The following is a 13,482-nucleotide window of genomic DNA, read 5'->3' on the forward strand; positions in this document are numbered from 1 at the left end:
TTGCGGGGGAAGGAAAAAACCAGATTGCGGGGAAGGATTCTTCCGCACGCTGAATGTCGACTCCACCTAGGGGCGGTGCCGCGTTTCGTCGAAGAAGACGTCGCCCCCTGGGGGACGCGGGCGTCAGCGGGCGGCGTCGCGATACCGCGCCATCGCCGCGCGCAGGACGGCCTGCGCCTCGGCGGCGTCGCCATAGCCGGACAGGACGATCCGGCCGCCGTCGCCGGGCAGGTCCTTGTAGACGCGGAAGAACGCCTCGATGCGGCGCAGCTCCATCGCCGGCAGGTCGTCGAGTGCGCGCACCCCAGCGTAGGTGGGATCGACGTCGTCGGCCGGCACGCCGATCAGCTTCTCGTCGGCCTCGCCGCCGTCGCTCATGCGCAGCACGCCGAGCGGGCGAAAGCGCACCAGGGCGCCGGGCTGCAGCGGCGCGCGGGTCAGTACCAGCGCATCGAGCGGGTCGCCGTCGCCGCCCAGGGTGGACGGCAGCGCGCCGTAGTTGGCCGGGTACGCCACCGCCATCGAGAGGAAGCGGTCCACCCGCAGCAGGCCGTCGGCGCCGAACTCGTACTTGACCTGGCCGCCGGCCGGGATCTCCACCGCCAGCAGCGCCTCGGCCGGCGCCGCGCCCGGCTGCGCGACCCGCAGCGGATGCGCCGGCGGTTCGGCGGCGGCGATGCCGGTCAGCAGGGCCAGCGCGAGCGCGGCGGCGCGGATCATTCCCAGCACCGGTCGGTGCGGCCCTTCGGCGTGGCCTCGCGCGGGCAGTCGCGCTGCGGGATGCGGCCCTCGGTGTGCTCGATCAGCGCCACCGCGTCGCCGCGCCGCTGCAGGACGAAGGCGTCGTACAGCCGCCCGGTCGCGGTGCGCGCCTCGTAGGCGAGCCGGTCGCCGTCGATGCGCAGCACCTGGAACAGCTGCGTGTCCTCGGCCACCGGCGCCATGTCGCGGCGCGCCTGCGCCGACAGCCGGTACTGCTTGGCGCCGGCCACCGACACCACGTATTGCGGGGTCGGCCGCGCCTGCTCGCCGCCGCGGCGGCCGTAGACGTGGTCGTGGCCCTGCAGCACCAGGTCCACGGCATGGCGCTCCAGGACCGGCAGCACGTGCTCGCGCAGCAGCGCGTTGTCGCGGTCCTGCCGCGGCGAGTACATCGGCTGGTGGACCATCGCCACCGTCCAGCGGCGCGGATTGTCGGCTAGCACCCCGTCCAGCCAGCGCGCCTGCGCCTGCGCGGTGCCCAGGTCCAGCGCCGAGGTGCCGTCCAGGACCACGAAGCGCACGTCCTGGGCGTCGAACCAGTAGGTGCCGGCTTCGGCGCCCGGCGCGCCGTTGCCGGGCAGGGCGAAGGTCAGCGGCCAGTGCGCGCCCATGACCCGGCGCTCCTGCGGCGTGTCCTCGAATTCCTCGGCGTATTCGTGGTTGCCCATCGCGGGCGCCACCGTCATCGTCGCGGCGACCGGGGCGACGGCGTCGAACCACTCGCCCCACTCGTTGTCGTCCTCGCCGTCGCCGCCGCTGACCAGGTCGCCGGCGAACAGCGCCAGCCGCGCGTCCGGCGCGTGCCGCATCGCTTCCAGCATCACCCGCGAGACCAGGCTCGCGTTCTGGTTCTGGGTGTCGCCGAAGTACAGCAGGGTCATCGGCTGCGCGGGCGCGGGCGCGGTGCGCATCTGCCGCCACGGGCTCCAGGTGCCCTCGCCCTGCACCCGCCACGCGTACAGGGTGTCGGGCTCGAGGCCATCCAGCAGCGCCTTGTGGTGGTGCGCCGGGCCGTTCTCGGTCGTCAGCGGCGCGGTCCGTGCGCGCACGCGGCGCACCGGGCCGGGGTCCGGGGAATCTCCGGCCAGCGCGATCTCCACCCAGGGCGCATCGACGCCGGCGCCGGTGCGCCAGGCGACCGAGAAGCCGCGCGCGGCATCCTCGAGCGGCGTGGCGACGATGCGGTCGGGCAGCGCGCTGGCGGCGTAGTGGATCGTGCCGGCCGGCACCAGGGTGTTGGGCTCGGGCGCGCGCGCGCCGGCGTCGCGCGCGGCCAGCGGCGCGGCGAGGACGGCGCCGACCGCGATGGCGATCGCGGCCTGGGCGAGCCGGCGACGCGGGCTCATGCGCCGGCCCCGCAGGCGGGCAGATCCAGCGCGCGCGCGATGTCGCGCCAGTCGAACGCCACCATGCCCTGGTCGTCGTGGACCGCGTACAGGACGCCCTCGGGGAAGGCCCGGGTCGCGTCCTGCAGCCAGATGCCGTCGGTGTTGGCGACCTTCGCGCCGGCCACGCCGCCAACGTAGTCGAGCGTTTCGCGATCGAACAGGTGGAACACGGTGCGCCCGGTGCCCTGCTCGGTGGTCAGCCACCAGCCGCTGCCGTCGTCGCAGCTGCGCAGCGCGATGCCCTCGGCCTGGGCCTTGAACACGTCGCGGCCGAGCGTGCGCCCGGCATAGCGGCCGGACAGGTCGTAGACCTTGAGCTCGTTGGCGTAGGTCTCGTCCTCCTCGGCGATCAAGAGCCGGTCGTGCGCGGGATCGCCCCAGATCGACTCCACCACGCGCAGCGCGCCCTCCGGCGTGGTGTCGCCGAAGGCGCCCAGGTCGCGCGCGGCCACCCGGCCGTCGGCGAGGGTCACAGCGAAGCGGCGCACGCGGCGGTCGAGCTGGTCGAGCGGCGGCAGGATGTCCTCGCCCTCGGCGTCCTCGCCGGCCATGTAGGCGTCGGTGACGTAGACCACGATGCCCTCGTCGCCGCGATCGGCCCACACGCCGTAGGGCAGCGCCAGGCTGTCTTCACCGAAGCTGCCCAGCGGCGCCAGCTCCGGCAGCGAGAACGCCTGCACCCGGCGGTTGTCGCGCTCGACCACCAGCAGCACGTCGTCGACCACGGCCACGCCGTTGGGGCGCCGGAACTGGCCGGGGCCGGTGCCGCTCTCGCCGAGATGGCGCAGGGTGGCGCCGGTGTCGCCGTCGTAGACGATGACGCGGTCGGTGGACTTGGCGGTGGCGAACACCCAGGTCGCGCCGTCGGGCGCGGTCCAGGCCGCCGGCGAGTCGACGTTGTCGTCCGGGGTCATCTCGGTGAGGAAGGCTTCCTCGACGACCCGGGCGTCGGTCGCGGACGGCGCCCGCGCGGCCTCGCGGACGCGGTCCTGGCGATCCTCGGCGTCCTCGTCCGCCGCCGGCGCGGTCCCCGGCTGCGGCTGCGGCGCCGGGCTGCACGCGGCCAGGGCCACGGCCAGGCAGGCCAGCGCCGGCCAGCGTCGGATCGGATGAAGCTGATGCATGCGGTGGTTCCTCGGCTTGCAGATGGATCAGAAGTTGAAGCGCGCGCCGATCACGTAGGTGCGGCCGTACAGCTCGTTCTGGATGGTATGACTGCGCGAGCCCTGGTAGAGCTCGAGCGGCTCGTCGAGCAGGTTGGCGGCCTCGAAGTAGAGACCCCACAGGTCGCTGACGCGATAGTCGAGGGTGAGGTCGAGCTGGGTGTTGGGCGCGACCCAGATGTCGGATTCGGGACCGTCGCCGATCTCCTCCAGGTACTCGCTGCGGTGCACCGCGGCCAGCCGCGCGCTCAGGCCGCCGTGCTCGTAGCCCAGGTGCGCGCTGTACAGGCGCTCGGAGGACATCGGCAGGGAGAAGGTCTCGCCCGCGCGATCGGCCACCGCCGCGGTGAACTCGGTGTCCAGCCAGGTTCCGCTCAGGCCGACCAGCAAGCCGCCCCAGGCGCCGGGCAGGAAGTCCAGCCGCTGCTGCCAGTTGAATTCCACGCCCAGGACCTTGGCGTCGTCGCCATTGATCGCCTGGCTCACCTCGAAGCCGGGGTAGTCGGGATGCGAGTCGGTCACGGTATCGACGATGTAGCCGTCGATCGACTTGTGGAACGCGCCCAGCGAGACGATGCCGCTCTCGCCGATGTAGCGCTCGAACGACACGTCGAGGTTGGTGGACTTGTAGGGATCAAGATCCGGGTTGCCCAGATCGACCTCCTCGTCGCCGCGGTTGACGCTCACCCGCGGCGAGACCGCGCCGAAGCTCGGCCGGGCCAGGGTCTGGGTGACCGCGCCGCGCAGCACCCAGTCGCCGTCGGTGTCGTAGCGCAGGTGCAGGCCGGGCAGCACGTCGGTGTAGCGCTTGCCGGCGCTGCGCCGGGAGACCGAGGCGATGTCGCCCTCGTCGTCCAGCACGACCTCGTTGCCGACCGCGCTGAAATCGGTGCGCTCGGCGCGCGCGCCGGCGATCACCCGCAGGTTGCCGAAGTCCATCGTCGCCATCAGGTAGCCGGCCAGCACGTCCTCGCTGGCGGTGTAGTCCTCGACCAGCGAGATGAGCCGGTTCTCGGCCACGTCCTGCGGGCGCTCGGAGTAAGCACCGAGCATCCGCGCCAGGTAGTCGCGCATCGCCGCCGAGCCGATGCCGTCGCCCATGTCGGCCTGCCGGTGCGACGGCGATGCCGAGGTCCAGTTGCCCAGTCCCGGGTCCGGGCCGACCCGCAGCTCGGCCTCGTCGACGTTGACGTCGCGGTCGCGCCAGCGGCCCAGCAGGCCGGCCTTCCAGCGCACCCGGTCGGTGTCGTAGCGGAAGTCGAACTGCGCGCTGACGGCCTCGTCGTCGACCTGCTTGGGCGACAGCACCAGGCGATCGAACTCGTAGTTTTCGTTGCGCAGCCAGCCGCCGGCGGGATTGTCGGCGATCTCGTAGCGCGGGATGCGGCCGGTCTGGTCGAGCACCAGCGAGACGTCGTCCTCGGCGGCGTAGGAGAAGCGCGCCTCCACTTCGTCGTCGACGCGCTCGCGGGTCTTGGTGTAGCCGACCTTGTACTCGATGGCCGCCGCGCCGAAGCGGTTCTCGCCGCCGGCGCTGGCGGTGAAGGTGTCCTCTTCCTTGGTCCGCCAGCGCAGGCGGCGGTCGAAATCGCCCGGGTCGATGCCGTCGACCTGGTAGCGGCCGCCGCCGAGCGCCGAGATGTCGCCCTCGCCGACGGGCAGGACGCTGTTCTGCCGGGTCTCGGCGTCGGTGAAGTCGGTGTAGAGGGTGCGCAGGAAGTAGCGGTTGTCGTTGTCCGGCCGCCAGTCGAGGTTGAGGTTGAGGCCGGTGCGCTCGCGCTCGACGAAGTACTTGCGCTGCTGCACCTCCACCGCGACCGGCTCGTCCTCGAACGCGTCGTACTCGGCTTCGATGTTGTCCGACTCGTAGCGGCGGTCTTGGTGGCTGACGCCGAAGGCCACGCCGAAGGCGCCGCCGAAGACCTCGCTGTAGTTGAACGCGCCCTTCGGGCTGGTCTCGCCGCTCAGCGGCTGGTGGCTCAGCTCCGCCTTGGCGCGCACGCTGCGGCCGTCGCGGTCGAACGCGGAGGCCGATTCCACCAGGATGGTGCCGCCCAGCGAGTCGCCCGGCATGTCCGGCGTCGGCGCCTTGATGACGGTCAACCGCTCGGTCGAGTCCGAGGGAATCACGTCCATCGGCGCCGCGCGGCTGCTGTCCTCGGGCGTGCCGAGGGCGATGCCGTCCACCGCCACCGAGTTCTGCGCCGCGTCCAGGCCGCGCACGACCACGTAGCGGCCCTCGCCCTGGTCGCGGGTGACGCTGATGCCCGGCAGGCGCTGCAGGGACTCGCCGACGTTCTTGTCGGGGTACTGGCCCATCGAGTCGGAGGACACGGTGTCCTGGATCGCATCGGATGCGCGCTTGAAGTCGATGGCGCGCATCTGCGCCTCGTACTGGGCCTGGACCACCACGCGGTCGAGTTCGATGGCCTCGGTGCCCGGCGCGGGCGGGGCGAGCGACTGCGCGAGGGCGGCGGGCACGGCGGAGCATGCGGCCAGGGCGATGGCGATCGCGGCCGGAAGCGGATGTCTGGAAAGCACGGAAGATCCCCGGGAGTGGCGGGTGGACGATGGGTGAGGAGGCTATGTCCGCGCGATGACGGCGACATGACAGGCGGCCGGGGGACATGCGGCCGCGCTCTTGCCCGCCGCGCGATTTGCGCCACACTGCGTCGGTCGCGTTGTCCCGGAGCCGTCATGAAGATCGTCGAAGTCCGTCATCCCCTGGTGCAGCACAAGATCGGCCTGCTGCGCGACGCCGGCCTGCCGACCAAGGGCTTCCGCGAGCTGGTCACCGAGCTGGGTACGCTGCTCGCCTACGAGGCGACCGCCGACCTGGAGACCGAGGCGGCGCTACAGCGCGGCTGGGCCGGCGAAGTGCAGGTGCGCCGCATCGCCGGCGCCAAGATCACCCTGGTGCCGATCCTGCGCGCGGGGCTGGGCATGCTCGAGGGGGTGCTGTCGCTGATTCCGGCCGCCAAGGTCAGCGTGGTCGGCCTGCAGCGCGACGAACGCACGCTGCAGCCGGTGCCCTACTTCGAGCGCCTGACCGGGCGCCTGGACGAGCGCGACGCGCTGATCCTCGATCCCATGCTCGCCACCGGCGGCACCCTCATCGCCACCGTCGACATGCTCAAGCGCGCCGGCGCCCGGCGCATCAAGGGCATCTTCCTGGTCGCCGCGCCGGAAGGCCTGCGCGCGCTCGAGGCCGCGCACCCCGACGTCGAGGTCTACACCGCCGCCATCGACGAGCGGCTCGACGACAAGGGCTACATCCTGCCCGGCCTGGGCGACGCCGGCGACCGCATCTTCGGTACCCGGCTGGGCTGAGCGTCGGCCGCTCCCGGCTGCACCGGCGCGTCCACGCGAGCGCGAGCGCCGTGCCGGCGATTGCCGCCCGCGCCGGATCGACCCGGTCGATCGGGGCAAGGACCGCTCAACGCCGGCCGATCAGCTTGCCCAGCCACCCTCCGAAACCGCCCCTGCGCCTGCCGCGTCCGCGCCTCGCCCGAGCGCGTCGCCGAACTCGTCGCGGAAGGGGTGGTCGGCGACGAGGTCGCGCAATCGGCGCAAGCGCTCGATGCCCTCCTGGACCCGCACGCCGATGTTGGGGGTTCCGGCATCGCCGAAGACGCGTTGATCGGCGATGGCCCCCGTCGGCCGCGCCCCGGCCAGCAGCACCTGCCAGAGCGGCGGAAGCGCATGGGCCGCGGCGGCCACCTCGATCGATGGCGCGCCCTCGCTCGGCCCCGCTGTCAGGTAAAGGAAGATCCGATTGCTCATGAGCCCGATGCGGTCAGCGCCGCGAAACGAAGCCCCCGAGTCTAACCAGCCGACGACGATGGCGATTCCGACCGCCTTCTCGGCCACCGGCCGGGCCGAGCGGCGCGCTCGGTCCCGCGATCGCCTCCGGGCCCGACGCGTCCCGCCGCCATTCGAGCCGCGATCGACACGATGGCCGCGCATCTTGCGTTCGGACGCATGCCCGAAGACAATGAACAAGTAACGCGAATCGTTCGCATTATCAGTATTGCGAGTCGGACGCGCGGGCCGCGAGGCGGTCGCGCTGGTCGCCGTGCAGCTGTTTCCGGCCCCCGTTTTCGGAGTTCCCATGCCCTGTCCCCTTCCCGTCTTCCCGTCCGGGCGGCGCCCGCGCGTCCGCGCTGCGCGCCGCCCCCTCGCCCTCGCCCTGGCCGCCCTGCTCGCCCCCGGCGCGCTCCCGGCGTGGGCGCAGACCGCCGCCGGCGCGGATACCGCCCGGACGCTCGACACCCTGGTCGTCCAGGCGCAGCGCGACGCCGCCACCGAAGGTTCCGGCAACTACGGCGGCAAGGAGACCACGCTGTTCAAGGGCATCCGCAGCGTCCGCGAGACGCCGCAGCCGGTCACCGTGATCTCGCGCCAGCTGATCGACGACCGCGTGCTGCCCGACCTGCACGACGTGCTGCAGAACACGCCGGGCGTCACCGTCGACTACGTCGACAGCGAGCGCGTCAACTATTTCTCGCGCGGGTTCTCGATCGATTCGCTGCAGATCGACGGGCTGTCGATCGACCAGGCGGGCTCGACCTTCATCCAGCCGGACACCTCGGTGCTCGATCGCATCGAGATCCTGCGCGGCGCGGCCGGCCTGCTGCGCGGCGCCGGCAATCCCTCGGCGACCGTGAACCTAGTCCGCAAGCGGCCGACCAGCGAATTCCAGGGCGCCGCCGGCCTGACCCTGGGCACGTGGGACCGCCGCCGCCTGGAGGCGGACCTGTCCTCGCCGCTCAACGCCAGCGGCAGCGTACGCGGCCGCATCGTCGCCGCCTACGACGACAAGGACTTCTTCCAGGACGCGCGCGAGGAGGAGCGGCGCACGATCTACGGCGTGCTTGAAGCCGATCTGAGCGCCGGCACGCTGCTCACGTTCAGCCTGCAGCACACCGACCTGTACGCGACCGGGTCCTGGGGCGGCCTGCCGGCGGGCCTCGACGGCCGTCAGCTCGACCTGCCGCGCAGCACCTACCTGGGCGCCGACTGGAACACCTGGGACCGCTACAACCAGCAGGTCTTCCTGGGCCTGGAGCATCGCTTCGGCAACGGCTGGAACGTGCGCCTGAACGCCGCGCACACCCGCTTCGGCTACATCAACGACTTCAAGCAGACCTCGTTCTCGCGCCCAGCCGCCGCCACCGACCCCTACCGGGTCGACGTCTCGACGGCGATCTACGGCGCGGCCGGCAGCCACCAGAACGCGATCGGCATGGTCGCCGACGGCCCGTTCGAACTGCTCGGGCGCCGCCATCACCTGACCGTGGGCGCGGAGGGCCGCAACGTGGCGACCGCCAATTCCTCGGGCTACTGGAACATCGCGCCCATGACCGGCGTGGACATCCGCGAATGGAATCCGTGGACGAGCTATCCCGAGCCGTTCGACACCAGCGCCGCCACCTACTACCGGGGCATCGACAACGCGACCCGGCAGGAGGGCGCGTTCGCGCTCGCCAAGCTGTCGCTGACCGACCCGCTGACCGCCCTGGTCGGCGCGCGCGCGAACTGGTGGTCGTACAGCGTGCCGACCAATCGCGCCAGCGACTACTCGGTGGATCGCGAGATCACCCCGTACGCGGGCCTGGTGTACGACATCGACCGGCATTTCAGCCTGTACGCCAGCTACAGCGAGATCTTCGTGCCGCAGAACGCCTACGGCGCCGACGGCGACTTGATCGCGCCGGTCGTGGGCAAGGACTACGAGGCCGGGCTCAAGGGCGAGTTCCTGCGCGGTCGCCTCAACGCCGCGCTGTCGCTGTTCCGCATCGACAACGTCGGCCGCGCGGTCGACGACGCCGGATCGCCGGACCCGTGCCTGCCGTTCTACGCCAGCGGCCACTGCAAGGTCGCCGACGGCAAGGTCCGCAGCGAGGGCTGGGAGCTGGAGGTGGCCGGCGAGCCGCTGCCGGGCTGGCAGCTGATGGCCGGCTACACCCACACCCGCACCGAGACCCTGCGCGACAACAACGCCGCCAGCCTCGGCCAGCCGATCCGCAGCGCCGATCCGCGTCACCTGCTGCGCGTGTCCACCAGCTACCGGCTGCCCGGCGCGTGGCAGGCGCTGCGCGTCGGCGCCGGCGTGCAGGCGCAGAGCGACGCCTACGTGCGCAGCGGCAGCCTGGTCGCGCGCCAGGGCGGCTACGCGGTCTACAGCCTGATGGGCAGCTACGACCTCAGCGACGCGGTGCGCCTGCAGCTCAACGTCAACAACCTGTTCGACAAGGTCTACTACCGCAAGATCGGCGCCAGCGGCTTCAACACCTACTACGCCGAGCCGCGCAACGTGATGCTGACGGTGCGCACGCGCTTCTAGCCGAGGACACGCCCTCCCCTCCCGGACGACGCCGTTGCGCGCGCCGTCGCCGGCGCGGCCCGGCCCCGCCGACGGCTACGCGCGCGCGCGGCGCCGCCAGGCCAGGCCGGCGACGAGGGCCAGCAGCAGCACCGCCGCCAGCCCGTAGCGCCAGCGCACCGGGCCGGCGGGCGCTTCGGCGGATGCGGAGGGCGCTCGCGTCTCGATGGCGGCCTCCTGCGACACCGCGACCCAGCCACCGGGCCCGGGCACGAAGCCCGCCTCCGGCGGCAGCACCAGTTCGGCCCAGCGGATCCGCAGGTCGCCGGCCCGCGGCCGCTGCGGATCGGCGGCGGTGGTGAGCACGTCGCCGCTGACCTGGAAGGTCGCGGCGAGATTGGGCGGCAGCAGGTCCGGATCGGGATGCAGCAGCCGCCACTCGCCCGCGCGCTCCAGCAGTTCGGGGACGAGATCGCGGCCGTCCGGCATGCGCGCCGGGGTGCGCCACGCGGCGGCGGCGACGGGCAGGTCGGCCGGGTTGCGATGGCCCGCCTCCAGGCCGTCGGCGGGGACCGGCAGCTCGCGCCAGGCCAGCCGGTCGCCCTGCGCGCCCGGCACCCACTGCACCATCTGCACTTCGCGACGCAGCGCGTAGCCGTCGCTGGCGATGCCGAACTCCGGGTCCTGCAGCCGCTCCAGCGGCCGCGGCCGCGCCGGCGCCTCGCCGACCGGGCCTTGCGCCGGCGCCGGCAACGCGAGCGCCAGCAGCAAGGCCGCGAACGCCGCGCGCATCAGCCGCCCAGCGCCCGCGCGCGCAGCGCCGGGGTCTCGTGCACGGGCGCGTAGCGGCCGTTCTCGCCGCGCGTCACCCGCGCCAGTGCGATCTCGGGATCGTGGGTGAAGAACAGGGACACCTCGCGCGCCAGCGCGTCGGCCAGCAGCGCCGCCTTCTCGTCCACCAGCAGTTCCGGATTGCGGTCGTAGCCCATGCTGATCGGACCGTGCATCCAGGCCCGGCCGGGCACCAGGTCGGCGCAGAACACCACCCCGCCGTGCGGCCGGCCGTCGACCGTCGCCGGGCCGAGGATCTCGGCCAGCATCATGCCCGGCGTATGGCCGTCGCTGTAGCGGAAGCGCACCGCCTCGCCCAGCAGCGGCGAGCGGTCGCCCTCGACGAAGCGCAGCCGCCCGCTGGCCTCCAGCAGGCCCGGCAGCTCGGGGATGAAACTGGCGCGGTCGCGCGCATGGGGACGCGTCGCGCGCTCCCAGTGCGGGCGGCTGGTGAGGAACAGCGCGTTGGGGAACAGCAGCTCGGGCGCGGCGCCCTCGCGCCAGGCCGAGAGCAGGCCGCCGGCGTGGTCGAAGTGCAGGTGCGAGAGCACCACCACGTCGATGTCCTCGTGCGAGAAGCCGGCCTCGGCCAGCGAGTCGAGCAGCACGTGGCGATCCTCGACCACGCCGTAGCGGTCGCGCATCGCCGGATCGAAGAACGCGCCCACGCCGGTCTCGAACAGCACCGTGCGCCCGGCGATCGGCGTGGCCAGCAGCGCGCGCGTGGCCAGCGGAATGCGGTTGCGCTCGTCGGGCTGCGCCCAGCGCGTCCACAGCGCGCGCGGCGCGTTGCCGAACATCGCGCCGCCGTCGAGGCGCTGCGCGTTGCCTTGGATGGACCAGAGTTTCATCTGCAGGGGCCGGGGGTCAGGGGTCAGGGGTCAGGGAAAGGCAGGAACTCGATGTCTTGGCTTCTCCCTGGCCTCTGGCCCCTGGTCCCCGGCCCCTGCACTCTGGCCCCTGGCCCCTGGCCTCTGGCCCCCGGCTCCCGACAGCGCCACCGCGCCCTTGCCGACCGGGTTGCGGGGGTCGCTGCCGGCTTCCAGGGTGCCCTCGGCGCGGTTCCAGAGCACCGTCTGCAGGTTGCCCCAGACGTGGCTGGAGCCGCGGCCGCCTTCGGCCTCGTCGGGCGGCAGGTCCAGGGTGTGGCCCATCGCCCGCAACGCCTGCGCGGTGGCGGCATCGAACGTGCCGCGCTCGGCGGACACCACGTCGGGCAGCCACTGGTGGTGGAAGCGCGGCAGCGCCGCGACCGCCTGCGCGTCCAGGCCGTCGTCGTAGCCCAGCATGCCCAGCAGCACCATTGTGATGATGCGCGAGCCGCCGGGGGTGCCCAGCACGGCGATGCGGTCGGGCGCGACCATGAAGCTCGGCGTCATCGAGCTCAGCATGCGCTTGCCGGGCTTCGGCGCGTTGGCCTCGAAGCCCATCACCCCGAACGCGTTGGGCGTGCCGGGCCGCAGCGCGAAATCGTCCATCTCGTTGTTGAGCAGCACGCCGGTGCCGGGCGGGATCAGGCCGGAGCCGTACAGCAGGTTGACCGTCTGCGTGGCGGCGACACGGTTGCCTTCGGCGTCGATGATCGAGAAGTGGGTGGTCTCCTCGTCCTCCAGCGGGGTCGGCTCGCCGGACAGCAGTTCGCTGGGCGTGGCCTTCTGCGGATGGATGGTGGCGCGCAGGCCGGCGGCGTAGTCGCGGCTGGTCAGGGTGCGCACCGGCACCTCGACGAAGTCCGGATCGCCCAGGTAGAAGGTGCGGTCGCGGAAGGCGCGCCGCATCGCCTCGATGGTCAGGTGGGCGCGCTCGGCCGGGGCCAGCGCCTTCAGCGCGTAGGGCTCCAGGATCTGCAGCATCTGCGCGATCGCCACCCCGCCCGAGGACGGCGGCGGCGCGGTCACGATCTCCCACTCGCGGTATCGGAAACGGATCGGCTCGCGCTCGACCACGCGGTAGCCGGCCAGCTCCTGCGCGGTCCACTCGCCGCCCTCGGCGCGCACGCCCGCCAGCAGCAGGCGCGCGGTCTCGCCGCGGTAGAAGCCGTCGAAACCTTCTCGCGCCAGCCGCTCCAGGGTGCGCGCCAGATCGGGCTGGCGGAACAGGTCGCCTTCGCGCAGCGGGCGGCCGCCGGCCAGGAACACCTCGCGGGTGCCGGGATAGCGTTCCATCACCGAGCGCCGGCGCTCGTAGCCGCGGGTCATGCGCGCGTAGGCGGGAAAACCCTCCCTGGCGATGCGGATGGCCGGCGCCAGCGAGCGCCGCAACGGCAGCTTGCCGTAGCGCTCGGCCAGGTGCACGAAGGCCGCCGGCAGGCCCGGGATGCCGGCCGCCCAGGGACCGTTCTCGGCGCGGTCGCGGTCGAACTCGCCGTCCACGGTCAGGTAGCGCTCCGGTGTGGCCGCAGCCGGCGCGGTCTCGCGCGCGTCGACGAAGACGTCGCGTCCGCTGGCCGCGTCGTGCAGCAGGAAGAAGCCGCCGCCGCCGAGGCCGGAGCTGATCGGCTCCACCACCGCCAGCGCGGCCGAGACCGCGATCGCCGCGTCGAAGGCGTTGCCGCCCTGGCCCAGGATCTCGAAGCCGGCATCGGTGGCCAGCGCGTGCGCGGAGGCGATCGCTGCGCCGGGCGGGGCCTGCGCCGGGTCCGCGCGCGTGCCGTCGGCGGCATGCAGCGGCAGGTGGACGCACAGGGCCAGCAGCAGCCAGCCCGCCAAACGCAGGGCGCGGGTCATGCGGAATCCTCCAGCCGGCGCAGCTTGGCCAGCAGTTCCTCTTGGGTCTCGGGGAAGGCGGGGTCGGGGTCGATGCACTCGACCGGGCACACCATCACGCACTGCGGCTCGTCGTAGTGGCCCACGCATTCGGTGCACAGGGCCGGATCGATCACGTAGATCGCCTCGCCCATCGAGATCGCCTGGTTCGGGCACGCCGGCTCGCAGACGTCGCAGTTGACGCAGAGCGCGTTGATCTTCAGCGCCATGCCGGCGCCTCCGCGGACCCGCGGCCTCCGCGGGCCCGC

General features: G+C 72.7%; 10 protein-coding genes and 1 pseudogene. 2 read left to right on the forward strand and 9 right to left on the reverse strand.

Annotated elements, in window-relative coordinates; genetic code table 11:
- Positions 1-123: 123 nt before the first annotated feature.
- The 4 genes from Z164_RS0115525 to Z164_RS0115540 are packed head-to-tail and all read right to left on the reverse strand — an operon-like array spanning position 124 to position 5,854.
- A complete protein-coding gene (locus Z164_RS0115525) occupies positions 124-720 on the reverse strand; it encodes an inorganic diphosphatase (RefSeq protein WP_024891602.1) in 597 nt (198 codons plus the stop codon).
- The gene (locus Z164_RS0115530; protein ID WP_024891603.1) at positions 717-2,108 is read right to left on the reverse strand and encodes a purple acid phosphatase family protein; all 1,392 of its coding nucleotides are present in this window, start codon (positions 2,106-2,108) and stop codon (positions 717-719) included. The genes Z164_RS0115525 and Z164_RS0115530 overlap by 4 nt, the downstream gene beginning before the upstream one ends.
- The gene (locus tag Z164_RS0115535) at positions 2,105-3,274 is read right to left on the reverse strand and encodes an NHL repeat-containing protein (protein ID WP_043690393.1); all 1,170 of its coding nucleotides are present in this window, start codon (positions 3,272-3,274) and stop codon (positions 2,105-2,107) included. The genes Z164_RS0115530 and Z164_RS0115535 overlap by 4 nt, the downstream gene beginning before the upstream one ends.
- Before the next feature lie 27 nt (positions 3,275-3,301).
- Complete coding sequence (locus Z164_RS0115540) at positions 3,302-5,854, reverse strand: TonB-dependent receptor (RefSeq protein WP_024891605.1); 2,553 nt, start codon at positions 5,852-5,854, stop codon at positions 3,302-3,304.
- Positions 5,855-6,010: 156 nt separating this feature from the next.
- Here Z164_RS0115540 and upp point away from each other — a divergent pair, with 156 nt between their 5' ends.
- Positions 6,011-6,643 carry a uracil phosphoribosyltransferase gene (upp, locus tag Z164_RS0115545; protein ID WP_024891606.1) on the forward strand — a complete coding sequence of 211 codons (633 nt, stop codon included), beginning with the start codon at positions 6,011-6,013 and terminating at the stop codon, positions 6,641-6,643.
- 120 nt (positions 6,644-6,763) lie between these two features.
- On the opposite strand, the gene Z164_RS0115550 is transcribed toward upp, so the two are convergent.
- Positions 6,764-7,315 (reverse strand): hypothetical protein, encoded by a 552-nt coding sequence (locus Z164_RS0115550; protein WP_152540965.1) that lies wholly within the window; start codon positions 7,313-7,315, stop codon positions 6,764-6,766.
- A 109-nt stretch (positions 7,316-7,424) separates the two neighbouring features.
- Between Z164_RS0115550 and Z164_RS0115555 the strand changes: the two genes are divergently transcribed.
- Positions 7,425-9,659: a TonB-dependent siderophore receptor gene (locus tag Z164_RS0115555; RefSeq protein ID WP_024891608.1), complete on the forward strand. Its 2,235-nt coding sequence runs from the start codon at positions 7,425-7,427 to the stop codon at positions 9,657-9,659.
- Between the two features lie 75 nt (positions 9,660-9,734).
- Here the strand turns inward: Z164_RS0115555 and Z164_RS0115560 are convergent, their stop codons facing one another.
- The 4 genes and pseudogenes from Z164_RS0115560 to Z164_RS0115575 form a co-directional block, all read right to left on the reverse strand.
- Positions 9,735-10,430 carry a hypothetical protein gene (locus tag Z164_RS0115560; RefSeq protein ID WP_024891609.1) on the reverse strand — a complete coding sequence of 232 codons (696 nt, stop codon included), beginning with the start codon at positions 10,428-10,430 and terminating at the stop codon, positions 9,735-9,737.
- A complete protein-coding gene (locus Z164_RS0115565; protein WP_024891610.1) occupies positions 10,430-11,320 on the reverse strand; it encodes an MBL fold metallo-hydrolase in 891 nt (296 codons plus the stop codon). Before Z164_RS0115565 ends, Z164_RS0115560 begins: the two co-directional genes overlap by 1 nt.
- Before the next feature lie 141 nt (positions 11,321-11,461).
- Positions 11,462-13,195, reverse strand: a pseudogene (gene ggt, locus Z164_RS0115570) (gamma-glutamyltransferase); the annotation flags it as partial.
- Positions 13,192-13,443 carry a YfhL family 4Fe-4S dicluster ferredoxin gene (locus Z164_RS0115575; RefSeq protein WP_024891612.1) on the reverse strand — a complete coding sequence of 84 codons (252 nt, stop codon included), beginning with the start codon at positions 13,441-13,443 and terminating at the stop codon, positions 13,192-13,194. The pseudogene ggt and the gene Z164_RS0115575, both read right to left, overlap by 4 nt.
- Between the last annotated feature and the right edge of the window lie 39 nt (positions 13,444-13,482).

This window comes from Luteimonas huabeiensis HB2 (genome assembly GCF_000559025.1).
GTDB lineage: Bacteria > Pseudomonadota > Gammaproteobacteria > Xanthomonadales > Xanthomonadaceae > Luteimonas > Luteimonas huabeiensis.

Coding starts and splice junctions, on each gene's coding strand:
- Z164_RS0115535 (WP_043690393.1), bottom strand. CDS start 3,274: ATGCATCAGCTTCATCCGATCCGACGCTGGCCGGCGCTGGCCTGCCTG.
- Z164_RS0115530 (WP_024891603.1), bottom strand. CDS start 2,108: ATGAGCCCGCGTCGCCGGCTCGCCCAGGCCGCGATCGCCATCGCGGTC.
- Z164_RS0115525 (WP_024891602.1), bottom strand. CDS start 720: ATGATCCGCGCCGCCGCGCTCGCGCTGGCCCTGCTGACCGGCATCGCC.
- upp (WP_024891606.1), top strand. CDS start 6,011: ATGAAGATCGTCGAAGTCCGTCATCCCCTGGTGCAGCACAAGATCGGC.
- Z164_RS0115565 (WP_024891610.1), bottom strand. CDS start 11,320: ATGAAACTCTGGTCCATCCAAGGCAACGCGCAGCGCCTCGACGGCGGC.
- Z164_RS0115560 (WP_024891609.1), bottom strand. CDS start 10,430: ATGCGCGCGGCGTTCGCGGCCTTGCTGCTGGCGCTCGCGTTGCCGGCG.
- Z164_RS0115575 (WP_024891612.1), bottom strand. CDS start 13,443: ATGGCGCTGAAGATCAACGCGCTCTGCGTCAACTGCGACGTCTGCGAG.
- Z164_RS0115555 (WP_024891608.1), top strand. CDS start 7,425: ATGCCCTGTCCCCTTCCCGTCTTCCCGTCCGGGCGGCGCCCGCGCGTC.